At 59.1% G+C, this 22,560-nt stretch carries 19 protein-coding genes; 12 read left to right on the top strand and 7 right to left on the bottom strand.

All coding sequences use genetic code 11. The features are described 5' to 3' along the window. Positions 1 to 64: 64 nt before the first annotated feature. Complete coding sequence (locus ACOQOY_RS17855; protein ID WP_420586689.1) at positions 65 to 2,251, bottom strand: molybdopterin cofactor-binding domain-containing protein; 2,187 nt, start codon at positions 2,249 to 2,251, stop codon at positions 65 to 67. A gap of 3 nt (positions 2,252 to 2,254) precedes the next feature. Next, positions 2,255 to 2,719: a (2Fe-2S)-binding protein gene (locus tag ACOQOY_RS17860; RefSeq protein WP_420586690.1), complete on the bottom strand. Its 465-nt coding sequence runs from the start codon at positions 2,717 to 2,719 to the stop codon at positions 2,255 to 2,257. A 139-nt stretch (positions 2,720 to 2,858) separates the two neighbouring features. On the opposite strand from ACOQOY_RS17860, the gene ACOQOY_RS17865 reads away from it, so the two are divergent. Continuing rightward, positions 2,859 to 3,470, top strand: a complete 612-nt coding sequence (locus tag ACOQOY_RS17865) for a TetR/AcrR family transcriptional regulator (RefSeq protein WP_420586691.1) — start codon at positions 2,859 to 2,861, stop codon at positions 3,468 to 3,470. Positions 3,471 to 3,558: 88 nt separating this feature from the next. Here the strand turns inward: ACOQOY_RS17865 and ACOQOY_RS17870 are convergent, their stop codons facing one another. The 5 genes from ACOQOY_RS17870 to xylB form a co-directional block, all read right to left on the bottom strand. After that, positions 3,559 to 5,316, bottom strand: coding sequence for an adenylate/guanylate cyclase domain-containing protein (locus tag ACOQOY_RS17870; RefSeq protein WP_420586692.1), 1,758 nt, complete (start codon positions 5,314 to 5,316; stop codon positions 3,559 to 3,561). Beyond that, on the bottom strand, positions 5,313 to 6,746 hold the full coding sequence (locus ACOQOY_RS17875) for a pyridoxal phosphate-dependent decarboxylase family protein (RefSeq protein ID WP_420586693.1): 1,434 nt from the start codon (positions 6,744 to 6,746) through the stop codon (positions 5,313 to 5,315). Before ACOQOY_RS17875 ends, ACOQOY_RS17870 begins: the two co-directional genes overlap by 4 nt. Positions 6,747 to 6,748: 2 nt before the next feature. Continuing rightward, positions 6,749 to 7,828: a PLP-dependent cysteine synthase family protein gene (locus tag ACOQOY_RS17880; RefSeq protein ID WP_420586694.1), complete on the bottom strand. Its 1,080-nt coding sequence runs from the start codon at positions 7,826 to 7,828 to the stop codon at positions 6,749 to 6,751. A gap of 139 nt (positions 7,829 to 7,967) precedes the next feature. After that, a complete protein-coding gene (locus tag ACOQOY_RS17885) occupies positions 7,968 to 9,539 on the bottom strand; it encodes a winged helix-turn-helix domain-containing tetratricopeptide repeat protein (RefSeq protein WP_420586695.1) in 1,572 nt (523 codons plus the stop codon). Between the two features lie 113 nt (positions 9,540 to 9,652). Then, positions 9,653 to 11,089 carry a xylulokinase gene (gene xylB / locus ACOQOY_RS17890; RefSeq protein ID WP_420586696.1) on the bottom strand — a complete coding sequence of 479 codons (1,437 nt, stop codon included), beginning with the start codon at positions 11,087 to 11,089 and terminating at the stop codon, positions 9,653 to 9,655. 120 nt (positions 11,090 to 11,209) lie between these two features. On the opposite strand from xylB, the gene ACOQOY_RS17895 reads away from it, so the two are divergent. The 11 genes from ACOQOY_RS17895 to ACOQOY_RS17945 all read left to right on the top strand — a co-directional run bounded on the left by ACOQOY_RS17895 (position 11,210) and on the right by ACOQOY_RS17945 (position 22,380). After that, complete coding sequence (locus ACOQOY_RS17895; RefSeq protein ID WP_420586697.1) at positions 11,210 to 12,235, top strand: LacI family DNA-binding transcriptional regulator; 1,026 nt, start codon at positions 11,210 to 11,212, stop codon at positions 12,233 to 12,235. Between the two features lie 94 nt (positions 12,236 to 12,329). Then, on the top strand, positions 12,330 to 13,634 hold the full coding sequence (locus ACOQOY_RS17900) for an ABC transporter substrate-binding protein (RefSeq protein ID WP_420586698.1): 1,305 nt from the start codon (positions 12,330 to 12,332) through the stop codon (positions 13,632 to 13,634). 107 nt (positions 13,635 to 13,741) lie between these two features. Then, on the top strand, positions 13,742 to 14,608 hold the full coding sequence (locus ACOQOY_RS17905) for a carbohydrate ABC transporter permease (protein WP_170435930.1): 867 nt from the start codon (positions 13,742 to 13,744) through the stop codon (positions 14,606 to 14,608). 12 nt (positions 14,609 to 14,620) lie between these two features. Further along, a complete protein-coding gene (locus ACOQOY_RS17910) occupies positions 14,621 to 15,451 on the top strand; it encodes a carbohydrate ABC transporter permease (RefSeq protein WP_420586699.1) in 831 nt (276 codons plus the stop codon). 12 nt (positions 15,452 to 15,463) lie between these two features. Beyond that, positions 15,464 to 16,468 (top strand): ABC transporter ATP-binding protein, encoded by a 1,005-nt coding sequence (locus ACOQOY_RS17915; RefSeq protein WP_420586700.1) that lies wholly within the window; start codon positions 15,464 to 15,466, stop codon positions 16,466 to 16,468. After that, positions 16,465 to 17,238 carry an L-iditol 2-dehydrogenase gene (locus tag ACOQOY_RS17920; protein ID WP_420586701.1) on the top strand — a complete coding sequence of 258 codons (774 nt, stop codon included), beginning with the start codon at positions 16,465 to 16,467 and terminating at the stop codon, positions 17,236 to 17,238. Before ACOQOY_RS17915 ends, ACOQOY_RS17920 begins: the two co-directional genes overlap by 4 nt. Then, positions 17,238 to 18,737 carry a mannitol dehydrogenase family protein gene (locus tag ACOQOY_RS17925; RefSeq protein ID WP_420586702.1) on the top strand — a complete coding sequence of 500 codons (1,500 nt, stop codon included), beginning with the start codon at positions 17,238 to 17,240 and terminating at the stop codon, positions 18,735 to 18,737. The genes ACOQOY_RS17920 and ACOQOY_RS17925 overlap by 1 nt, the downstream gene beginning before the upstream one ends. 234 nt (positions 18,738 to 18,971) lie before the next feature. Beyond that, a complete protein-coding gene (dusA, locus tag ACOQOY_RS17930; protein ID WP_420586703.1) occupies positions 18,972 to 19,973 on the top strand; it encodes a tRNA dihydrouridine(20/20a) synthase DusA in 1,002 nt (333 codons plus the stop codon). A 39-nt stretch (positions 19,974 to 20,012) separates the two neighbouring features. After that, positions 20,013 to 20,837: a sulfite exporter TauE/SafE family protein gene (locus tag ACOQOY_RS17935; protein WP_420586704.1), complete on the top strand. Its 825-nt coding sequence runs from the start codon at positions 20,013 to 20,015 to the stop codon at positions 20,835 to 20,837. Next, entirely contained in the window at positions 20,834 to 21,616 is a 783-nt protein-coding gene (locus tag ACOQOY_RS17940) for a hypothetical protein (RefSeq protein ID WP_420586705.1), read from the top strand. Before ACOQOY_RS17935 ends, ACOQOY_RS17940 begins: the two co-directional genes overlap by 4 nt. A 35-nt stretch (positions 21,617 to 21,651) precedes the next feature. Further along, positions 21,652 to 22,380, top strand: coding sequence for an STAS/SEC14 domain-containing protein (locus tag ACOQOY_RS17945; RefSeq protein ID WP_420586706.1), 729 nt, complete (start codon positions 21,652 to 21,654; stop codon positions 22,378 to 22,380). Positions 22,381 to 22,560 lie beyond the last annotated feature (180 nt).

Genomic DNA, 22,560 nt, shown 5'->3' on the forward strand with positions numbered 1-22,560 from the left:
TCACCCGGACAGAAAAACCGCGCCGCCCATGGGGCGACGCGGTGATTTCAAAATGCTTGGTCAATCAGACGAAGCTGACGCCGTTTTCTGCCATCGGCAGGCTGGTGACTTTCACACCCGACAGCGCGCGAATGGCGTTTGCCAGCGCCGGAGCCGACGGGGGCGTGCCGGGCTCACCGACGCCTGTGGGGGCTTCGGCAGACTGCACGATATGCACGTCAATTGCGCCGATATCGCTGATGCGCAGCGGTTCGTAATCCGGGAAGTTGGATTGATCCACTGCACCTCCGGTCAGAGTAATCTGGTCACGCATCACGTGGCCGATACCATAGCCGACACCGCCCTGAATCTGCGCCCGGATGACGTCGGGGTTCACCGCGATGCCACAGTCGACGGCACAGGTAACCTTTTCGATCTTGATGCCGTTCTCCGCATCGCCGGACACTTCGACCACTTCTGCCACATACGAGCCAAAGGACTTGTGTACCGCGATACCCTGCGCGCGACCTGCCGGAGCGTTGCCCCAGTTGCCTTTTTCCATCGCCAGTTTCAGAACGCCTGCTTTGCGCTGCTGATCCGCATTGCTGTCGTCGGCCAGATGCGCCAGTCGGAACTCAACCGGATCGCGGCCAGCGGCTTCGGCGGCTTTGTCCATCATGGTCTCCATGACATAGGCCGTGTGGGTGTGACCCACCGAACGCCACCACAGAACCGAAGTCGCCTTGGGTGTGTCCGTCAGACCCAGCGCCATTCCGGGGATCACATAGGGGCTGTCGGCAATACCTTCGACTGAGCTGTGGTCGATGTCATTGTGAACCAGAACCGACTCAAAGGCGGTGCCCTTCATGATCGACTGGCCTGCAACCTGATGCTGCCAGCCGACGATGTTGCCCTGACCGTCCAGACCGACACGGACCTTATGGCCGAAAGCCGGGCGGTAGTAACCGCTGCGGATGTCATCTTCGCGGGTCCAGACCAGTTTGACCGGGCGGGTTCGATCAGTGACAACAAAGGCCAGCGCCGCCTCGACCTGATAGTCGGAGTCCGGTGTTGCCCGGCGACCGAATGAGCCACCAGCCAGCTGGGTCTTGATCTGGATCTTCTCCCACGGCAGCTCAAAGATCTGCTGATAGGCGAAATGGGTCAGTGTCGGAATCTGGCTGGCATCGTGCAGGACGATGGTGCCGTCTTCGGTCTGTTCGATGGTGCAGTTCATCGGCTCCATCGGAGCGTGGGCCAGCAGCGGGAAGTAGAAGGTCTCTTCCAGAACCGTGTCAGCCCCGTCGATAGCGGCGGCAATCTCGGCCGCATCAGCGCCATTCACGTTGTACTGCGGATCGGCGTCCAGTGCGGTGCGGATTTCCGCTTCGATCTGGTCCGAGTCGCGGGTTTCCGCGGCCGACATGTCCCACTGAACCTCAAGCGCTTCGCGCGCCTGAATGGCTGCCCATGTGTTCTCGGCGTAAACCGCAACACCGGCCTGGTTCGGCAGAACGGCTGCATTGATGTAGCCTTTGACCTCTTTCGACGCGGTGTCGTCGAAGCCGGTGGCCACACCGCCACGCGATTCAGGACGCTTGATCATGGCAACCATGTGGTTGGGCAGGTGCAGGTCCATGCCATAGATGGCGGTGCCATTGCCCTTGATGGCCGAGTCCTTGCGGCGCACAGCTTCATTGCCGATCAGGCGGAATTCTGACGGGTCCTTCAGGCGCGGCTCGGCAGGGGCCTCCAACTGTGCAGCGGCGGCCACGAATTCGGCAATCGGAGCCGACTTATCGCCTGCTTTGACGACGCCTTCCTCGATGGTGATGCCCGATGCGTCCACGCCCCAAGCCTGAGAAGCCGCCGAGATCAGCATCTCGCGTGCGGCGGCACCGGCCTGACGGTATTGCTGCCATGAGTTCGGCATCGCGGTTGAACCACCAGTACCCTGCGCCTGTCCGAACGCCAGGTTGGCATAGACCTGCGGGTTGGACGGTGCGAAGTCATACTCGATCTGGTCCATACGCAGACCGATTTCTTCGGCGATCAGCGTCGGCAGGCCGGTAGCGGGGCCTTGACCCATTTCAAAGTGCTTGACGATCGCGGTGACGGTGCCGTCAGCGTCGATGCGGACAAAGGGGTTCAGCTGCGTGCTTTCAGCAGAAGCAGCGGCAAGCGCGCCGTCAGGGCGGGCACCGACCAGAAGAACGGCACCGGCGGCGGCAGCACCTTTCAGAAATCCACGGCGGGAGGTGTTGATGGTCATGGATCAGACCTCCAGAATTTCAGATGCGCGCTGAATTCCGGCGCGGATGCGTTGATAGGTGGCGCAGCGGCAGGCGTTGCCCCACATGTATTCGTCGATCTCTTCGGCGGTCGGCTTGGGGTTTTCGGACAGCAGGCCAACGGCAGACATGATCTGACCCGACTGGCAATAACCGCACTGGACCACGTCCAGCTCAACCCAGGCTTGTTGTAGGGCCGCGCCGATTTTGTCCTTGCTCATCGCCTCGATTGTGGTGATCTCGGCGCCTTCGACGTCTTCGATATAGGTCTGGCACGAGCGGACAGGCTGGCCATCCACATGCACGGTGCAGGCACCGCATGACGCAACACCGCAGCCGAATTTTGTTCCGGTCAGCTTCAGTTCATCCCGGATCACCCACAGCAGGGGCGTGCCGGGTTCGGCGTCGACCGTATGGGTCTCGCCATTGAGCTTTAAATTCAATGCCATTAGGGGACTCTCCTGTTAGCGCTTGTTTCCTGAATCGGTAAACTGGCGAGTTTACGTATAGCGGCCAATTCACGACCTGTAAACTGGTGAGTTTACGTAGTGTTTGACCTGGTCCCGTCAATGGGTCTATAGCTCAGGTATGAACGAATTCAGCGCTCCGAATGCGACCAAGCACGCTCAGATCATCGAAGCAGCCGTTTCCGAGTTCCTGGAAAAGGGGTTTCCGGCGGCCAGCATGGATCGTATTTCAGCGCGGGCCGAAGTCTCAAAAAGAACGCTTTATAAGTACTTTGAAAGCAAAGAGAATCTGTTTCGGTCAATTGTGGTCGAATTGTCTAATCGTTTCGCCGAAGTATTGGAAATCCGGTACGAAAAAGGCCGCGATATTCGCGAGCAATTGACTGATCTGGCTTGGGCAGAAGGACGCATTCTGATGTCTTTGGACGTCATCAGAATGTCCCGAATGATCGTTAGCGAAACCTTGCGCAATCCGACGCTTGCGGCGCAGGCGCAAGGCAAGCTGGACAAGACCGGAATTTTCATCGCCATGCTCAAGGACGCCGCTGAAGACGGGCAGTTGCGAATCGATGACCCCGAGCGTGCGGGACAGGAATTCATCGGGCTGATCAAGGCCCGGGCGTTCTGGCCAATGGTGTTTGTCGGCGATGTGCTGTCGCAAGAAGAGATGGCCGCAACCATCGAAAACAGCGTCGAGATGATGTTGAGCCGGTATGGTGTTGCGGCCGAGTGATCTGCCCGTTGCAGCCGTAGTTGGGTGGCGGCAATAGATACCCTGAACGAAAATGATACCGGTCGCGGGTGACGAATTGCTGGGCAGTTCACTTCTCTGGCACGCCAAGTTGCCGCAGAAATACCGAAATACGTTCCAAAGCGTCCGAAGAAAACACCATCGCCTTTTTGTAGCTTTCGATTGTCAGGTCCGGATACTCTGAGAACAGGACATCGCGCGAGGCCATCGCCTCTTGCTTGCGCCCGGCAGCCCAAAGGACGGGTGCAAGGTTGCGGTGAATCCAGTGCGCTGTGGGGCGTTCTGTGAGAGCACGGCGGAAATAGTCGGCGGCGGCATCATACTCTTCAACGATCTGATGGACGCTGGCGATTCCAACGTAGTTGTTGAAATTCATCGGGTCGATCGGGCTTAACCTGATGGCGCGCTCAAAATGGGGCAGGGCGGATTTCGGACGGTCTGCATAGACCTCAAGCCAGCCAAGCCGGGAATGTGCCCAAGCCGAGTTGCTGTCCAGCGTGATGGCCCGCTCTAGCATCACCCGGGCGTCGTCATGATTGCGGGCGAATGTGTGGACTGTTCCCAGTACGGCAAGGATCAGAGGGTCCTCCGATGACAGGGCAGCCGCGCGCTCGGCAAGTTCCAGCGCTTTGGCCTTGGCGGCCTCATTGTCTTTGACCCAGTTGTAGACCGAATGCTGAGCCCAGCACCATGCGGACAGGGCTAGGGCCAACGGGTAATTCGGGTCTATTTCCAAACCCTTGTCCAGCAAGACCAACGCCTGGGCCGCTTCGTCCTTGTCCAACATCCACACATGTCGCATCGCGCGCATTGTGTAGTCATAGGCCCCGAGGCTTTCCGGGGGTTTGCGGCGCACCCGCTCGATCTCGGCTTTTTGGATCGAGGGCAGAATGGCTCCGGCCACTTGCTCGGTGATCCGGTCCTGAAGCTCGAACAAGTCCTCTTCGGACCCGTCATAGCGTTCGGCCCACAGGTGGGCGCCGGTCTTTGTTTCGATCAGTTGGACCGTGATCCTTAATTTTCCAGCCGCCCGCTGTACGGAGCCTTCCAAAAGATAGGCGACACCCAGTTCCGAGCCGATTTGCCCGACATTCTTGTGCGAGCCCTTGTAGGCAAAGGCCGAATTCCGCGCGATGACAAAGAAGGAACGGATACGCGACAGATCAGCTGTCAGTGCCTCGACGACACCATCCGCGAAATAGTCCTGCCCCGGATCGCCCGACATGTTGTCGAAGGGCAGCACGACGATTGACGGCTTGTCCGGGACGTCCCGAACGCCTTCGGTGGTGTCACCAATTGTATCTGCGGGCCAAAAGTAGGTGCGCACCGGCTGCGAAACGTTTTTCAACTGCCGCTCGCCGCCAAAGCCAAAATCCTCGGCCACTTTCCCTTTGACCTGATCATAGGCACCGGAACTCAGAACAATCCCGCCCGGTGGCGCAATCGTCTGCAACCGTGCCGCGACATTCACGCCGTCGCCGTAAACATCGGACCCTTCCAGAATGACATCGCCGAGATTGATGCCGATCCGCAGTGTGATTTTTTCCCCCGCAACGTGGTGGTCATTCGACCGTTTCAGCGCAGACTGCACTGCAACGGCGGCATTGACGGTATCGACAACGCTGGTGAAAAGGATAATTGCGCCGTCACCCATGACTTTGACAAACCGGCCACGGTAGGCCGCGACTTGCGGGGCGATGACCGCCTGACGCAAATGCTTTAACGCGGCCAGAGTGCCTTCTTCGTCCTGTCCCATCAGCCGCGTATAGCCAACGACATCCAGCACGAGGATTGCGGCCAACCTGCGGTCGATGCGGGGCTGGGTCACGGCAATATCCTCTCCTCAACCATGCCCGCCTGAACTTCGGTCCACGCGGACGTTATCGTGTCGACGACTGTTTCAACCTCGGTCAGGCCCGTTGCGGAGCAGATCACCGAGATTCGCATGACCCAGGTCTCTTTCCAACGGGCGCCCCCGACGAAGATCACACCTTGGTCGCGAATGCGTTGTATGACCGCTTCCGTAGACGCCTTGCGGTCGTCGCCCGAGGCGTTCGGAGCGCCAAAATCAATAACAATCTGGTTCAACTGAACGTCGTTGAGCACCCGGACGCCGGGAACGCGATCCAGCTTTGCAGCGACCTGTTTCGCAACACTGCAATGGCGATCCACAAGCTCTTCTATCCCGGCACGTCCCAACGACTTTAGCATTGCCCAGGTCGGGACACCTCGCGCTCGGCGGGACAGCTCTGGCACCAGAAAACACGGGATGCGTTCAGCCCCGGTTTGCGCGGGTAAATAGCTGGCGTCGATTTGCATGGCTTGCCGCAACGCATCCGTATCGCGAACAATTGCATAGCCGCTGTCAAACGGTGTTTGCAGCCATTTGTGCCCGTCAACAGCCCATGAATCTGCAAGCTCAACGCCGGTTGTCAGCGACCTGTAACTCGGGTGCGCGCGCGCCCACAGACCAAACGCACCGTCCACGTGCAGCCATGCCTGTGCGTTTCGGGCGATATTCACAACCGCGGGGAAGGGATCGAACGCCCCGGTGTTGATCTGGCCGGCCTGAGTGATGATGATTTTGGGGCCGGTCGTGTCGGCGACCTTGCGCTCCAGATCAGCTGGCTCCATCCGACCTTGGGTGTCGGTTTGGATGCGGCAAACCCGTCTGCGCCCTAGACCGAGGTACCCCAGCGCAGAAAACACCGAAGTATGCGCGTCATCGCCAACCAACACTGTGATCGGCGGCGCACCGAAAAGCCCGTCGGCATCCGGGTCCCAGCCGTGTCGTCGCAGGATCGCTCCTCGTGCCGCCGCCAGTGCTGTAAAATTGGCTACCGTTGCGCCGGTTGCGAAACCCACGGCCGCGGTGCGGGGCAGATCAAGAATATCAAGCAGCCATTGCCCGGCAATCTGTTCAATCGCAGACACAGTCGGCGAGGATTCGTGGAAGGCCGCATTTTGCCCCCATGCACTGACCAGCCAATCGGCCGCAACACCCACGGGGTCCGACCCGCCCAAGACCCAACCAAAGAACCGTGGATGGGCCATGGGTGTCAGGCCGGGTTCACCCTTTTGAACCAGCTCCTCGATGACCGCTTTTCCGGCTTTTCCGTATTCGGGAAGCGGTTCATCAAAGGTCTCTAGCATCTCGCCATAACCGCGTGCCATCCCGCATGGGCGATCTGGGATCCCCTGGCGATAGGCTGCGGCTTGGGAAAACCCGGTCCTGAGTATTTCAAGTCGGTCTGACATCGTCAGCCCATCTGGCTGCCGGGGGTTGATTTAGAGATGGCGATTTCTTCTTCGGTCATCTCTTCGGCGATCCCTTCGAAAAGAGGCGTCGACAAATAGCGCTCGCCCGTATCGGGCAACATGCACAGGATCGTGGCACCGGGGGCGGCAGTTTCAGCCATCTTCATCGCTATAGCGAAAGACGCGCCGCCTGAGATTCCGGTCAGAATACCCTCTTTGCTGGCCAGTTTGCGCGCCCATTCCACGCCAACCGGGCCGGGAACAGGGTGCAGTTCGTCATAGTATCCGTTGTCGACCGACTCTTGCAGAACGGCGGGGATAAAGTCCGGCGTCCAGCCCTGAATCGGATGTGGCTCAAATGCGGGATGGCTGCCAGTCGGAGAGCCGTCGTCATTCCGATCAGTCGGGATGCCGCTGCCAAGCAGCTGCGCATTCGCTGGTTCGGACAGGATGAATTTAGTGTCGGGCCGTTCCGTGCGCAGGACGCGGGCAACCCCGGTCAGGGTTCCGCCGGTGCCATATCCGGTGACAAAGTAATCCAGCCGCTTGTCCTTGAAATCGCAAAGGATTTCCTGTGCCGTTGTCGACGCGTGAATCTCGGCATTCGCTTCGGTTTCAAATTGACGTGCCAGCAGCCATCCATGCGCTTCTGCCAGTTCGACCGCCTTGCGGTACATGCCAAAGCCTTTTTCGGCCCGCGGGGTCAGGACGACCTTGGCGCCCAGCATCCGCATCAGCCGCCGACGTTCCACCGAAAAGCTGTCGGCCATTGTGACGACCAACGGATAGCCCTTTTGAGCGCAAACCATGGCCAACCCGATGCCGGTGTTACCGCTGGTGGCCTCGACAACCGTTTGACCGGGTTTTAACGCACCGCTGCGTTCCGCCGCTTCGATGATGTTGAGCGCCAGCCGGTCCTTCACAGATCCCGCCGGATTGAAGGCCTCGAATTTGACGTACATGTCGACGCCTTTTGGCCCCAGATTGTTGACCCGGATCACCGGGGTATTACCAACGGTATCCAGAACGCTGTCATAAAGGCGTCCGTTGCCTTGTGTTGATCTGAGTTGTCCTTCGGTCATTGCAATCCCTCATGTCTGAACCCCAACGGCACCGGTTTGAGCGCCGCGTTCTCAAAACAGTCTGCATCGAAAAGACGTGTCAGTCTTGAGCAGTTTGTGAGGATTTCGTGGGGAATAGGGTGAGGAAGACGCTAAGCCACTAGGTTTCGGGGATATTATGGCGGCTTAGCGCGCTGGAAAATCGCTGGCGGATAATGCTGTCGGAAAATGGGAAGGACCGAAAGAAATGTTCCTGAGTGATGCCGAGGCGGCTGCTTCTCAGTCGTTTAGCCCAATCCGCCGCTTCGTTGTGGTTGCCAGCCAATTCGTTTGTAAAGACGGCAATCATCGCAATCAGGTCATGCGCTCCGGGCGCGTTCGCGGCCCTAACGCCCCAATCGGCGGCTTCTTCATAATTCTCATCTATTGCATGGCTCATCGCGCGTGTGCCGAGCATGGCGTACAGCATCGGGTCCAGCGGGCTGAGCACCCGTGCCTCATCTGAAAGACGTCGTCCGGTGTCGGTGTCGCCGGACACAGTTTCGGTCCATGCGCGGGCGTAAATCCCCTGCGCAAAGTTAGGGCTCAGCGTGGTTGAGCGGTTTAGCCAGCTTTTGGCCGCTTCAAGATCGCCTACCAGCCACAGAGACCGGCCCATGCTGAAATTGGCAAACGGGTCCATCGGATCCAGCTCGATCGCCCGTTCCGCAGCGGCTCGCGCGGCTTTGACGGCGCGGTCACGGTCGTCGGAATAGTGCATGAAGGCCGTTTTGAAGTGCGAAAAGGACAAAGCGGCATGGGCACGGGCAAAGCTGGGTTCAAGCGAAATGGCCTTTTCAAACCTTGAAATCGCCATATCGTTTTCGTTTGCTTCGAACTTGTACAAGGACTGCAAACCCAGATGATACGTGGCCCAGACGTCGATGTTTTCGGGGGACCGCAGACGCGCTTTTGTGGCCTCGCTCAGGGGGATTTGAACCTCAACAGCGAATATGACCTGCGCCAGGATGTTTTCGCGCACCTCGTGAATGTCGTCCATGCCTGCACGGAACTGGTCGGCCCAGATGACCTCGCCATCTTCGGTGTCGGTCAGCACCACACCTATCGACACCTGCCGCCCCAGAACTTCGACAGTGCCGGTGACGCAGTATTTCACGCCCAGGCTCTGATGTATTTTCCCGAAGTCATCCAGGGATGAGCGAAAACGAAAGGATGATCCTCGGGCGATGACCGATATCCAGCGCAATCTGGCGATTGTCGCAATCAATTCATGGGGAATGGCCTCGCCGAGTGTTCTGGCCTCTTCGCTTGTTCCGATCGTTTCAAAAGGCAGGATCGCGATGGACGGGCGCTGCGCCGCCTCGGCCCAGGCATCATCGCTGCCATCAAGGTCGACAAGCGGTTGTTTGACGGTTGGGTGAGTGTTGCTTTGCCCCTGAGCAATCCAGCGGAACCCTTTTCCGTGAATGGTTTTGATAACCTCTTGCAGGTTGCCCGTATCGCCGACGGCGCGTCTGGCCGATTTGATACATGTCGACAGGGCGGAGTCGGACACGGCCCGATCGTTCCAAAGCAGAGAAAACAGCTCTTCTTTCGAAACCAGCCTTTCCCGATTTTCGATCAGGAAATGTATGAGCTGAAAGACCATCGGCTCGACATCAACTCGCACCCCGTGCCGGAGAAGCTCCTGACGGGCGATGTCCAGTTTGAGATCGCCAAAAGTATAGATCATTCTGGGACTTTAACACATATTCAGGGTTCGTCGATTGACCCTGCGGTTGGGCCAGATATGGCCGCCGTGGAAAAGCCGATCTAGCGGGTTTTTGGTGCGCGACGCGTGAGGGGCTAACTGAGCGTGCTCACGGCGGCGTAAAGCTTGCGAAATTTGTCCAACCGGTCGGGCAATGCCGCCATTTCGGTCGGCTCAAACCTGTCTGTTGTCGGCGGTTGAAGGCCAAGGTCGCTTAGGCCCAACGCGCCGTCGGCGCAGGCCGCCAGCCGGGCGGCGCCGTAGGCCGGGCCGGAGTCCGCGTCGTCTGAGCGCACGATGGGTTTGCCGATCACCGTTGCGATCAGACCCAAAAGCAGGTCAGATCGGCTGCCCCCGCCGATGGCGGATAGTTCGGGTAAGCTGTCAATGGTGTCGCCAAAACTCTGCGCGGCGTCAGCAAAGCAAAAAGCAATCGCCTCGACCACGGACCGACAGATATCCGCGCGGGTTGTCGAATCCTCAAGGCCAAAGAAGCAGGCGCGGATGTGCGGGTCGCCAAGCGGGCTGCGCTCGCCCGTCAGATAGGGCAGGAATATCGGCACGCGATCTCTGCTGACGGTTTCGGCAAGTGCCACGACTTCGGCGGCAGAAAGCCCCAGTTGACCACCGATCCACGATATCGGTCTGGCCCCGTTCAACATTGCTGCCATCTGATACCAACGGTCAGGCAGGGTGTGCGCAAACGCATGAACATAGCGGTCCGGGTTGGGTTTGTATCTGCGATCCGCCACGAACAGCTGACCTGAAGTTCCCAGCGAGATGAATCCGCGCCCCGGTTCCGTCGCGCCCAAAGATATGGCTCCGGTTGCCGCATCCCCTCCGCCGGCCACGACAGGTATACCGGGCCTCAACCCGGTCTCAGCCGCCGCTTGTGCTGTTACAGACCCGAAGACCGCGTGGCCATCGAATACCGGCGGCAGCCAATCGAGCATCACGTTCGTTGCCTCGGCGATCCCGGCGTGCCAGCTGCGCGACGCCTGATCCAGCCACATTGTCCCTGCGGCATCGGACGTGTCGGTCGCCAACTCCCCATGCAGGCGCAAGCCGACGTAATCCTTGGGCAGCAGAATATGGGCCAATCGGGCGTAGGTGCCGGGCTCATGGCGTTTCAGCCACGCAATTTTGGGAGCGGTAAAGCCGGGCAGGGGCAGCACGCCGGCGATCTGGCCTATCTGCGGCTGGGCCGCGCGCAGTTCGTCGCACTCAGGCGTTGCTCTGCTGTCATTCCAAAGGATGGCCGGGCGGATCGGGCGCATATCACGGCCCAGCAAAACCGCCCCGTGCATTTGGCCGGACAAGCCGATGGCCTTTACATCGGACAGCATCACCTGCGCTGCCAACTGGGCCATGGCTTCGCACGTCGCCTGCCACCACTGATCGGGGTGCTGCTCGGACCAGCCGGGTCGTGGCGATGAGGTTTCCATCGCCACAGAGGACGTTGCAAGAATTCGATCACCCTGCGCGCAGACAAGTTTGACCGCTGACGTTCCGATATCAATCCCGAGATACATTCAAACCCCTTGCCCGCGCGAACACCTGGAACTGCTCTGGCTATTGATTTTTTGGCGCGCGCAAAGAATATGTAAAACTATGATAAGATCAAGACGGCGATATTCCGCAGGCAGACCGGCATGACCAAGATTAAGAATATGGAAGAGTTTGCAGCCCTCAGCGGCATCTCACGGCCCACGGTTTCCAAGTATTTCCACGATCCCGACAGTGTCCGCCCAACGACACGCGCCCGCATCGAAGAGGCACTGGAACGGTTCGACTATCGCCCGAATATTTATGCCGTGAACCAGAACCGGAAGCTGACCAAGAATATTGGCATCGTCGTGCCATATCTGGCTGATCCGTTTTTTGCCGAGATTGCGCGCTATCTGGAGCAAAGCTGTATTGCGGCCGGGTATCGGCCATCGCTTTTCAGCTCTCACGGTGAGCAAAAGCTGGAAAACGATATTCTGGACGGCTTGCAATCCCTGAAGCCCGCCGGAGTCTTGCTGGCCCCGCTGGGGCGGGTATCTGACAGATCTGCGATCGAAAAGTTCTGTGCCAATGTGCCAACAGTTCTGTTTGACAGTAATCTGGATGGCCTAGGGGCCGCGTTCATCGGGTCTGACAATTTCAGTTTTGTGTCGCAAACCGTGGAATACATGACCCGGACGGGCGAACCGCCTTCGTTCTTTGAAATGCGCACTCCGGCGAACCCAAACGCAAACAAACGCCGCAAAGCCTATATCGAAATGATGGAGCGCCTTGGATTTGAGCCGCATATCATCAAAGTCGAAGGCACCGGGTGGGCGTTTGAAGAGATCGGTCACAGAGGCGCATTAAAAGTGCTGGCAGAGCGCGGTCTGAAGACGGATTCGGTTTTGTGCAGCAATGACCGGCTTGCCATCGGCTTTCTGGCTGCCTGTTTTGAACAGGGGATTCGGGTCGGTCGGGCAGAGGGCTGCACACTGCGCGTCGCCTCGAATGATGATCATCCGTTTGCGAAATTTACCTGCCCGTCCTTGACCACGGCTGCGCATGATTACGACAACGTGGCCAAGCGGAGCGTTGAGACTCTGTTCGAACTTATTGAAAACGGTGGGAAATTTGAAAGCCGTACTGAAACATTGTTCCCCGCAAGGCTTGTTTTAAGGGACTCTGCGTGATCTAAAAATTTAACGCGCGTAAAGTTTTTATTGACTGCGCGACAATTTATACCGTACGCTCTCTGCACGACATCCAAGCTCAGGGAGGACAGGGATGTATCTGAAGCACGCACTTCGCGCGGCGACTGCAATGATATTCGTCGCCACGGCAGCGGCCCATGCACAATCCATCACGATCGCCACGGTGAATAACGGCGACATGATCCGGATGCAGGGCTATACCGACAAATTCACCGAAGCGACGGGGATTGACGTCGAATGGGTGACTCTGGAAGAAAACGTGCTGCGTCAGCGCGTGACCACCGACATCACCACCAAGGGTGGTCAGTTCGACATCATGACCATCGGCATGTACGAAACGCCGATCTGGGGCGCGAATGGCTGGCTGGTCCCGCTTGAGGGTATGTCCGCGGAATACGACGTGGACGACATCCTGCCTGCCATGCGCAATGGCCTCAGCAATGACGGCACGCTTTACGCTGCGCCGTTCTATGGCGAAAGCTCGATGGTGATGTATCGCACCGACCTGATGGAACAGGCTGGTCTTGAGATGCCAGACGCCCCGACATGGCAGTTCATTCGCGAAGCGGCGGCAGCAATGACCGACCGGGACAATGACATCAACGGCATCTGCCTGCGCGGCAAAGCCGGTTGGGGTGAGGGCGGTGCGTTCATTACCGTGACCGGGAATTCCTTTGGCGCGCGTTGGTTCGACGAGAACTGGAAACCTCAGTTCGATCAGCCTGAGTGGAACCAAGCGCTGACATTCTTCGTCGACATGATGAATGAGTCTGGCCCGGCAGGTTATGCCACCAACGGCTTTAACGAAAACCTGTCTCTGTTCCAGCAGGGCAAGTGTGGCATGTGGATTGATGCGACCGTCGCGGCATCCTTCGTGACGAACCCTGATGACTCGACCGTGGCTGACAAGGTTGGCTTTGCTCTGGCGCCAAATTCCGAAGGTGTCGACAAGCGCGCCAACTGGCTCTGGGCATGGGCGCTGGCCATCCCGGCAGGCACGCAGCAGGAAGACGCCGCCAAGCAGTTCATCGAATGGGCCACGTCCAAAGACTACATCGAACTGGTGGCTGAAAACGAAGGTTGGGCCAATGTGCCTCCGGGTGCGCGGACATCGCTGTATGAGAACCCCGAATACCAGAAGGTGCCTTTCGCCCAGAAAACGCTGGATTCGATCCTTGCAGCCGACCCGGATAACTGCTGTGCGCAACCGACGCCTTACGTTGGCATCCAGTTCGTCGCGATCCCGGAATTTGCAGGTATCGCCACACAGGTGAGCCAGGAGTTCTCGGCGGTCTACGCCGGACAGCAAACGGTGGAAGAGGCGCTTGAAAAAGCTCAGGCCTTCACCGCCGAAGAGATGGAAGCCGCAGGGTACTGACGTCTTCTCCCCGCGGGTGGGCAGAGGTCTGCCCCCCGCCTTACTCTTCCACAACTCGTGTTTTTCTCGCAGGCTTGTATGGCGCCTGAACAGAGAGGTCTTGCATCATGGCAACCCAACATTCCCGATCCGTTGCACGCCTGATGATGGCACCCGCAGTGGTCCTGCTACTTGGCTGGATGCTCGTGCCTCTGACGATGACGCTGTATTTTTCATTCAAGAAATACCTGCCTCTGCGCGGGGGTGATCTGGGCTGGGTCGGGTTCGACAACTATGTCCGGTTCGTTTCCTCCAGCTCGTTCTGGCCCGCCGTTCAGGCAACGCTGATGATTGTCGGAGGCGTTCTGGTGATCACGGTGGTTCTGGGCATCCTTTTGGCCATGCTGCTGGACCAACCGATGTGGGGGCAGGGCGTTGTCCGCATCCTTGTGATCGCACCCTTCTTTGTGATGCCAACCGTATCCGCATTGGTCTGGAAGAATATGTTCATGGACCCGGTCAACGGCCTGCTGGCCCATCTGTGGCGCTTTTTCGGAGCCGAGCCGATCTCGTGGCTGTCCGAGGCGTCGATGACTTCGATCATCATGATCGTTTCGTGGCAATGGCTGCCCTTCGCGACGCTGATCCTGCTGACCGCGATCCAGTCGCTGGACAGTGAACAGTTGGAAGCGGCCGAGATGGACGGTGCGCCAGTGCTGAAACGCTTTTACCACATCGTCCTGCCGCATCTGAGCCGCGCGATCACCATCGTGATCTTGATCCAGACGATCTTTCTTCTGTCGATCTTTGCCGAGATCTTCGTGACCACCGGCGGCGCGTTCGGCACCCGCACACTCACCTACCTGATCTTCCAGCGCGTGTTGGAAAGCCAGAACGTTGGCCTGGGATCAGCCGGAGGTGTCTACGCCATCATCCTTGCCAATATCGTTGCCATCTTCCTGATGCGCATCGTCGGCAAAAACCTGGACGCGTGAGGAGGAACGAATATGGCCCGCGCCGTCACACCCCGCCGCAAATCGCTGAACACCGCCCTTGCCTGGGCCGTTGGACTGCTGATCTTTTTCCCGATCCTCTGGACCATCCTGACCAGCTTCAAGACCGAGGCTCAGGCGATTGCCAGCCCGCCGATCTTTCTGAATTTCAACTGGACGCTTGAGAATTACGCCATCGTGCAGGAGCGCTCGGATTATATGCGGTTCCTGTGGAACTCGGTCATCATCGCGGGTGGCTCTACCATACTGGGTGTGATCATCGCCGTCCCCGCCGCATGGGCCATGGCTTTCGTGCCCTCAAAGCGCACCAAAGACATCCTGCTGTGGATGCTGTCCACCAAGATGCTGCCTGCGGTCGGCGTGCTCTACCCGATCTACCTGCTGTTCATCCGGCTGGGTCTGCTGGACACGCGCGGAGGGTTGGTCGTTGTCCTGATGCTGATCAACCTGCCGATCATCGTCTGGATGCTGTACACCTATTTCCGCGAAATTCCTGGTGAAATTCTGGAAGCCGCGCGGATGGACGGGGCGACTCTGAAGGAAGAAATCCTCTATGTCCTGACACCCATGGCCATCCCCGGCATCGCCTCGACCGTGCTGCTGAACTTCATCCTGGCGTGGAATGAGGCGTTCTGGACCCTCAACCTGACAGCCGTTGACGCGGCCCCGCTGACGGCCTTCATCGCCAGCTATTCCAGCCCCGAGGGCCTGTTCTTTGCCAAGCTCAGCGCGGCCTCGACCATGGCGATTGCACCAATCCTGATCCTTGGCTGGTTCAGCCAGAAACAACTTGTCCGCGGCTTGACCTTCGGCGCTGTGAAATAAGGAAGACGAAACATGGGACGTATCCAACTCAAGTCCGTGACCAAAAGCTTCGGCGACGTGCAGGTCATTCCCCCATTGGACCTGACCATCGAGGATGGCGAGTTCACCGTCTTCGTTGGCCCCTCGGGTTGCGGTAAGTCCACGCTTCTGCGCCTGATCGCCGGGTTGGAGGATATCACCTCAGGCTCCATCGACATTGACGGGGCGGATGCCACCGACGTGCCACCTGCCAAGCGCGGTCTGGCGATGGTGTTCCAGTCTTACGCTTTGTACCCGCATATGACCGTGCGCAAGAACATCGCCTTTCCGCTGCGCATGGCCAAGCTGGATCAGGCCGAGATCGACAGGCGCGTTGAGGGGGCAGCCAGCGTCCTGAACCTGACCGATTATCTGGACCGCCGCCCCGGCCAGCTGTCTGGCGGTCAGCGTCAGCGGGTGGCCATTGGCCGCGCGATTGTACGCGAACCGGCAGCATTTCTGTTCGATGAGCCGCTCTCGAACCTCGACGCCGCCCTGCGCGTTGGCATGCGTTTGGAGATCAGCGAACTACACGAACGTCTGGCCACAACGATGATCTATGTGACCCACGATCAGGTTGAAGCCATGACCATGGCCGACAAGATCGTGGTCCTTCAGGCCGGGGTGATCGAACAGGTCGGCTCGCCGCTGGAATTGTACCGCACGCCGCGAAACCTGTTCGTTGCAGGCTTCATCGGCTCACCGAAAATGAACTTTATCGAAGGTGAAGAGGCCGCAAAACACGGCGCCCATACAATCGGTATACGCCCCGAACATATCGGCGTGTCCGATTCCGAGGGCACATGGTCCGGTGTTGTCGGTGTCTCGGAACATCTGGGTTCGGACACGTTCTTCCATATTCACGAAACCGGTCTGGCCGAAACCATCACAGTTCGCGCCGATGGTGAGGTGGGGTTCCGGCACGGAGACCGCATTCACCTGACACCACGCGCCGATGTCATCCATCGGTTTGACGCGAAAGGCTTGCGCATCGAATGAAACGGCTGGACGGCAAAACTGCCCTGATCACCGGGGCTGCGCGCGGCATCGGGCTGGCCTTTGCCAAAGCCTATGTCGCCGAAGGCGCGCGTGTCGCCATTGCCGACATCGACATCGCGCGCGCTCAGGATGCAGCAACTGAGATAGGCGAGGCAGCTTGCGCCATCGAAATGGACGTGACCAACCAGCAGAGCATAGACGACGCCGTTGCACGAACCGCTGATCATTTCGGCCCAATCGACGTCCTGATCAACAACGCCGCCATCTTCACCGCCGCGCCGATCACAGAAATCGACCGCGCCGACTACGCCCGAGTGTTTGACATCAACGTTGCGGGCGCACTGTTCACAATGCAGGCCGTGGCGCGACATATGATTGAGCATGGTATCAAAGGCCGGATCATCAACATGGCCTCGCAAGCCGGACGGCGCGGCGAACCTTTGGTCGCCGTTTATTGCGCCAGCAAAGCCGCAGTGATCTCGTTGACGCAATCAGCGGGTCTGAACCTGATCCAACACGGGATCAATGTGAACGCCATCGCGCCCGGTGTGGTCGACGGCGAGCACTGGGACGGGGTCGATGCGTTCTTCGCAAAACACGAAGGCAAGCAGCCGGGCCAAAAGAAACGCGAAGTGGCTGCGGCCGTTCCCTATGGCCGGATGGGGCGGGCTGACGATCTGACCGGGATGGCGGTGTTTCTTGCCTCGGAAGAGGCCAGGTACATCGTCGCGCAAACTTACAACGTCGATGGCGGAAATTGGATGAGCTGATGGACCCTGTGGCGAGCGCAAAACCTCCGGTGCGGCTGCGGCGTGACAGCCTGCCAAGCCTGCCGGAAACCGTCCGGACACCGGCTTACGACCGATCCGATCTGAAACCGGGCATCCTCCATATCGGACTTGGCAATTTTCACCGCGCGCATCAGGCTTGGTACATTCACCAGTTGATGCAGCAAGGGAAGGCCCATGACTGGGCGATCATTGGGGCCGGCGTACGCGACTACGACGCCGAGATGCGAGACCGCCTGCTGGCGCAGGATTGCCTGACAACGTTGATTGAATTGGACCCAAAGGGGATCTCGGCTGAAGTGATTGGCCCGATGATCGACTATTTGCCGATTGAGGCCGGCAATACCTCACTGATCCGCAAAATGGCTGACCCGTCCATCAGAATTGTGTCTATGACGGTTACTGAGGGTGGGTATTACCTGGACGCCAATACCGGCGCATTCGACGTAGATCACGAGGATGTTCGCCATGATGCGGCGCGCCCTGATCAGCCTCGGACGGTTTTTGGTGCCATTGTTTCAGCCCTCAGGCAGCGTCGCGCAAATGGCGACATGCCCTTTACCGCGCTGAGTTGCGATAACCTTCAGGGCAACGGAGCGATCTTGCGGAACTGCGTTGTTAAATTGGCGCGCTGGTCCGACCCTGATCTGGCGAATTGGATTGACCGGAACGGCGCATTTCCCAATTCGATGGTGGATTGTATTGTGCCTGCGACGACAAATCAGGTGGTGTCGCAATGCCGCGCGTTGGGCGTCGATGACCGCGCGCCCGTTACCCACGAGAACTTTCGCCAATGGGTGATCGAGGATGACTTCTGCGCCGGTCGCCCGCCTTTGGAACAGGCCGGGGTCACGCTGACTCATGACGTTCATAGCTATGAGATGATGAAGCTGCGCATTTTGAACGGGGGTCATCAGCTGCTGGCCAATGTCGGCGAAATACTGAACGTGCCGACGATTTCCGACTGTATGCAGGACCCGGACATCCTGGCGTTCTTCAAAAAAGTGCAGTCCGAAGAAATCCTGCCGCATGTCGAAGCGGTGCCCGGAACCACGGCCTCTGAATATCTTGGGTTGGTCGAACGGCGTTTTGCGAACACTGCGATCCACGACACAACGCGCCGGGTCGCGTTCGACGGTTCGGCGCGACACCCCGGGTTCCTGCTTCCGTCCCTGCGGGATGCGCTGGCATCTGGCGTATCTGTGAACGGACTGGCACTTGCCGAGGCGTTCTGGTGTCGGATGTGTGCCGGTGTTCGGGAAGATGGCTCTGAGATCGCGCCGAACGACCCCCAGTGGGAGCAGCTTCAAAAAACCGCGCTCGCGTCCAAAGTCGACCCTGAACTATGGGTGAGGCAGCGCCAGTACTATGGTGATTTTGGGGACAGCGCAGTTTTTCTGGACGCCTTTGCGTCTTGGCTGACGACAATTTGGCAGCAGGGTAGCAGGACAGCCATGGTCGAATTTATCGCGGGTCGTTGAATAGCCGCTGTTCCGCAGCAAGCACCGCAGCCTTAAGTGACAAGAGTGACTTTGGCATCCATCAAGTCCCAGCGTCCGATAGCTTTATGCACTTGCGCTACATAATGGCACCCAGTATTTCCCCGTCTTTGTTTTTGGGAGCGCTGCGGATATAGACTTGCGGCAATCTGAGAACTCAAAATTTGGACAAACCCGGAAAAGTAAGGCCCGGACAGGTCAGCAAAGATTGCCTAAATGACAGACAAGCCCTCGATCACAAAAGCCGCGAGGCTGTCGGTTGCGCCGATGATGGACTGGACGGACCGCCATTGCCGGTATCTGCACCGGCTGCTTAGCCGCGAGACGCTGCTGTACACCGAAATGGTGACAGCTCCGGCATTGGTGCGGGGTGGGGCGTTGCACTTGCTGGATTACAGCCCTCAGGAACATCCGGTTGCGCTGCAATTGGGGGGCTCGGACCCACAAGAGCTGGCGCAGGCTGCGCAGTTCGGGGCTGAGGCGGGGTATGATGAGGTCAACCTGAACTGTGGCTGCCCCTCAGACCGGGTACAGTCCGGCACATTCGGGGCGGTGCTGATGAAAGACCCGGCCCGGGTGGCCGAGTGTGTGGCCGCCATGCGCGAGGCAGTCTCGGTCGAGGTGACTGTGAAATGCCGCATTGGTGTGGACGACCAAGACCCCGAAGAGGTTCTGCCCGCGTTCCTTGAGCAGATCCGCACCGCCGGATGCCAACGGGTGACGATCCACGCGCGCAAGGCATGGCTGCAAGGGCTCAGCCCCAAGGAAAACCGCGATATCCCGCCGCTGGACTATGATCTGGTTCACCGGATGAAGGCAGCGTTTCCCGATCTGCACATCTCAATCAACGGTGGCATCACCTCGCTTGCGCAGGCGCGCACGCATCTTGAGGCCGGGTTGGATGGTGCGATGATCGGGCGCGCGGCTTATCACCAGCCAACCGACATTCTGGCCAAGGCCGATCCAGAGATCTACGGAACCGGCAGGGAAACGGACCCGATTGAAGTTGTCCGGGAAATGGTGCCGTATGTAGAGGCTCGTTTGGTCAAAGGTGGTCGGTTGCACCAGATCACGCGCCACATGCTGGGACTGTTTGCAGGGCGACCGGGTGCGCGGGCGTGGCGACGGGCCTTGTCCAAAGGAGCGGTACACGAGGGCGCAGGCCCCGAAATCATGCTTGAAGCGCTGGAACGTGTGGCGCCTCTAGCCGAGGTTTGAGCGAACGAAAACTAGGCCGCAGGCCGCGATGGGGGAACGATGCCCGAGACGATGTTGCTGGCCCAGATGCTGGGCCTTTTGCTTGTGATCGGGGCGCTGGCCGGCGTTCTGGCCGGTTTGCTTGGGGTCGGTGGCGGCATCGTGCTGGTGCCTGCGTTTTTCTATGCGTTTCAAACACTTGGATACGGCGGCCCGCAGTTGATGCAGCTGTGTCTGGCGACCTCATTGGCGACCATCATCGTGACGTCTATCCGGTCGGTGCTGGCCCACAACAAAAAGGGCGCAGTGGATTGGGATATCCTGCGCGGCTGGGGGCCGGGGATCGCCATTGGTGCGATCATTGGCGTAACCGTGGCCTCGGCCCTACGGACCGAGGCGTTGCAGGCGCTGTTCGGAGTTCTGGGGATGGTAATCGGGGCCTATCTGGGGCTGGGCAAATCCGAATGGCGACTGGGCGATGCGATGCCCAAGGGCATTGGCCGTGCGGCGCTCTCGCCGTCGGTGGGTTTTCTCTCAGTACTGATGGGGATCGGGGGCGGCAGTTTTGGCGTGCCGCTGATGAGCCTGTTCAACACCCCCATCCACCGCGCTGTCGCCACAGCGGCTGGGTTTGGCGTAATCATCGCGGTGCCTTCGGTGCTGGGCTTTTTGTTTCTGAACATTGCGCCGGAACATCGCCCGCCATTGACAATAGGTGCCGTCAATCTGGTCGCGTTCGCCATCGTCGTTGCCATGACCATGATAACCGCCCCTTGGGGCGTGAAGCTGGCCCATGCGATGGACCCCAAGCCGCTTAAACGCGTCTTTGCTGTGTTCCTGACGCTGGTTGCCCTGAATATGCTGCGCAAGGCGCTGGGCCTGTGAACGGATTTCACGAAACGGGATGGATCAGGTTTGCGCATGATCCGGCTCTGGCCGATTGGGTAAGCCACGCCCGACCCGCAGCGCAGGCGGCGATTAACGATCCGGCTCACGCCCAGTGGCTGGATTGTGAGGGGACGTGGTTCATCGGCGTGGACGCGCTGGATAATGATCCTAAGGGCAGGGTTGGACAGTCCGGCGTTCTGTCCGGGCAGGCCATGCGGTTTCTGGCTGATGAATATGGCGAGCTGCCATTGCACAAAGGTCAGGTTTCAGTGATCTACCCCGGCTATCCCCGTGCCCGTCGTGGTGAAAGCGAGAGCGCAGGGCGATATCGGCTGAAACGGGATGCGGCCCATGTGGATGGCCTGCGGCCCATGGGCCCCGACCGGCGGCGGCGGGTGGATGAGCCGCACGCGTGGATATTGGGCATTCCCTTGACCGAGGCCAGCGCGGATGCCGCGCCGATGGTGCTGTGGGAGGGCAGCCATAAAATTCTGCGCGCCGCGTTCCGCCGCGCGTTGGAAGGTCATCCCCGCGACAGCCTGCATCAGGTGGATATCACCGATATCTACCAAGAGGCCCGGCGCGAGGTGTTTGATACCTGCCCACGTATCGAACTGCCCGCCAAACCCGGCGAGGCCTATGTGCTGCACCGTCACTGCCTGCACGGTGTCGCGCCTTGGGGCGAGGGCGCCTCTGCCGATCCGGATGGTCGCATGATCGCCTATTTCCGACCCGAATGCGCCGGGGGAGTAGCCGAATGGATCGAATCCGCCTAACGTCCTGCCATTGTTAAGGTTTGGAGGTTTTTTGGATGATTACGGTTCACACCAATTCTGACGGCGCGCTGATCGAAGTCGAATTGTCCGGCGAAGTGACCAGCAAGGATTACAGCGAAACCCTTGTTCCCGCGATTGAGGCCGCGCTGGCCGAACATGACACCGTGCGCCTGCTGGCCGTGGTGCAGCCCGAATTCAAGGGCTACGACCTGGGCGCGGCCTGGGCTGACACGAAGCTGGGCCTCAGCCATTGGCGCGGGTTCGACCGGATCGCGGTCGCTGCGGATCAGGGCTGGGTCCAGACCAGCATCCGCTTGGCGGCTCCGATCCTGCCATGCCCGGTGCAGGTGTTTGAGCTGTCTGAACTGGAAGCCGCCCGTCGCTGGATGCGAGAGTCTCTGGGGGCCATTCATGTGATTGATCTGGGCGGCCCCTGTGTTCAGGTCAGCCTGCTGGGCAAGCTCGACCCTGAGGAATATGGGCGCGCCGAACTGGACCTCGACAATCTTCTGGAGGATAAAGAGGGATTTCGCCTGTTGGTCGACCTGCGCGAATTTGACGGCTGGCAGGGACTGACGGCGCTGGCCTCGCATTTTCAGCTGGTGCGCAAACACGTCGGGTTGCTGGATCGCGCGGCCATCGTCGGGGACAAGGCGTGGCAACATCTGGCGCAAAGGGCAGCCGGTCATATCCTGGGAACGCGGACGCAGTTTTTTCCGTCGGACGACATTGAAAACGCCAAGTCCTGGCTTGCTGCCGGGTAAACGCTCAAGTTTACGTGAGGTTATACGGTTGCCGGTTTGGTTATTATTGCCAGGGTGCCGACAACCAGTCTACACAGTGCCTGTTCTTTCGTTGACCACTGCGGAAGACGGCAATCAAGAAGCGCGCCGCTGTGGGCCACCACTCACTCGCACACATGTTCGGACTTGACCCCCTCGAGG

Source organism: Ruegeria sp., from assembly GCF_965221235.1.
Classification (GTDB): Bacteria; Pseudomonadota; Alphaproteobacteria; order Rhodobacterales; family Rhodobacteraceae; genus Ruegeria.

Excerpts from the sequence above, each read along its gene's own strand:
- ACOQOY_RS17855 (WP_420586689.1), bottom strand. The coding sequence starts at position 2,251 with ATGACCATCAACACCTCCCGCCGTGGATTTCTGAAAGGTGCTGCCGCC.
- ACOQOY_RS17860 (WP_420586690.1), bottom strand. The coding sequence starts at position 2,719 with ATGGCATTGAATTTAAAGCTCAATGGCGAGACCCATACGGTCGACGCC.
- ACOQOY_RS17865 (WP_420586691.1), top strand. The coding sequence starts at position 2,859 with ATGAACGAATTCAGCGCTCCGAATGCGACCAAGCACGCTCAGATCATC.
- ACOQOY_RS17875 (WP_420586693.1), bottom strand. The coding sequence starts at position 6,746 with ATGTCAGACCGACTTGAAATACTCAGGACCGGGTTTTCCCAAGCCGCA.
- ACOQOY_RS17880 (WP_420586694.1), bottom strand. The coding sequence starts at position 7,828 with ATGACCGAAGGACAACTCAGATCAACACAAGGCAACGGACGCCTTTAT.
- ACOQOY_RS17885 (WP_420586695.1), bottom strand. The coding sequence starts at position 9,539 with ATGATCTATACTTTTGGCGATCTCAAACTGGACATCGCCCGTCAGGAG.
- xylB (WP_420586696.1), bottom strand. The coding sequence starts at position 11,089 with ATGTATCTCGGGATTGATATCGGAACGTCAGCGGTCAAACTTGTCTGC.
- ACOQOY_RS17895 (WP_420586697.1), top strand. The coding sequence starts at position 11,210 with ATGACCAAGATTAAGAATATGGAAGAGTTTGCAGCCCTCAGCGGCATC.
- ACOQOY_RS17900 (WP_420586698.1), top strand. The coding sequence starts at position 12,330 with ATGTATCTGAAGCACGCACTTCGCGCGGCGACTGCAATGATATTCGTC.
- ACOQOY_RS17905 (WP_170435930.1), top strand. The coding sequence starts at position 13,742 with ATGGCAACCCAACATTCCCGATCCGTTGCACGCCTGATGATGGCACCC.
- ACOQOY_RS17910 (WP_420586699.1), top strand. The coding sequence starts at position 14,621 with ATGGCCCGCGCCGTCACACCCCGCCGCAAATCGCTGAACACCGCCCTT.
- ACOQOY_RS17915 (WP_420586700.1), top strand. The coding sequence starts at position 15,464 with ATGGGACGTATCCAACTCAAGTCCGTGACCAAAAGCTTCGGCGACGTG.
- ACOQOY_RS17920 (WP_420586701.1), top strand. The coding sequence starts at position 16,465 with ATGAAACGGCTGGACGGCAAAACTGCCCTGATCACCGGGGCTGCGCGC.
- ACOQOY_RS17925 (WP_420586702.1), top strand. The coding sequence starts at position 17,238 with ATGGACCCTGTGGCGAGCGCAAAACCTCCGGTGCGGCTGCGGCGTGAC.
- dusA (WP_420586703.1), top strand. The coding sequence starts at position 18,972 with ATGACAGACAAGCCCTCGATCACAAAAGCCGCGAGGCTGTCGGTTGCG.
- ACOQOY_RS17935 (WP_420586704.1), top strand. The coding sequence starts at position 20,013 with ATGCCCGAGACGATGTTGCTGGCCCAGATGCTGGGCCTTTTGCTTGTG.
- ACOQOY_RS17945 (WP_420586706.1), top strand. The coding sequence starts at position 21,652 with ATGATTACGGTTCACACCAATTCTGACGGCGCGCTGATCGAAGTCGAA.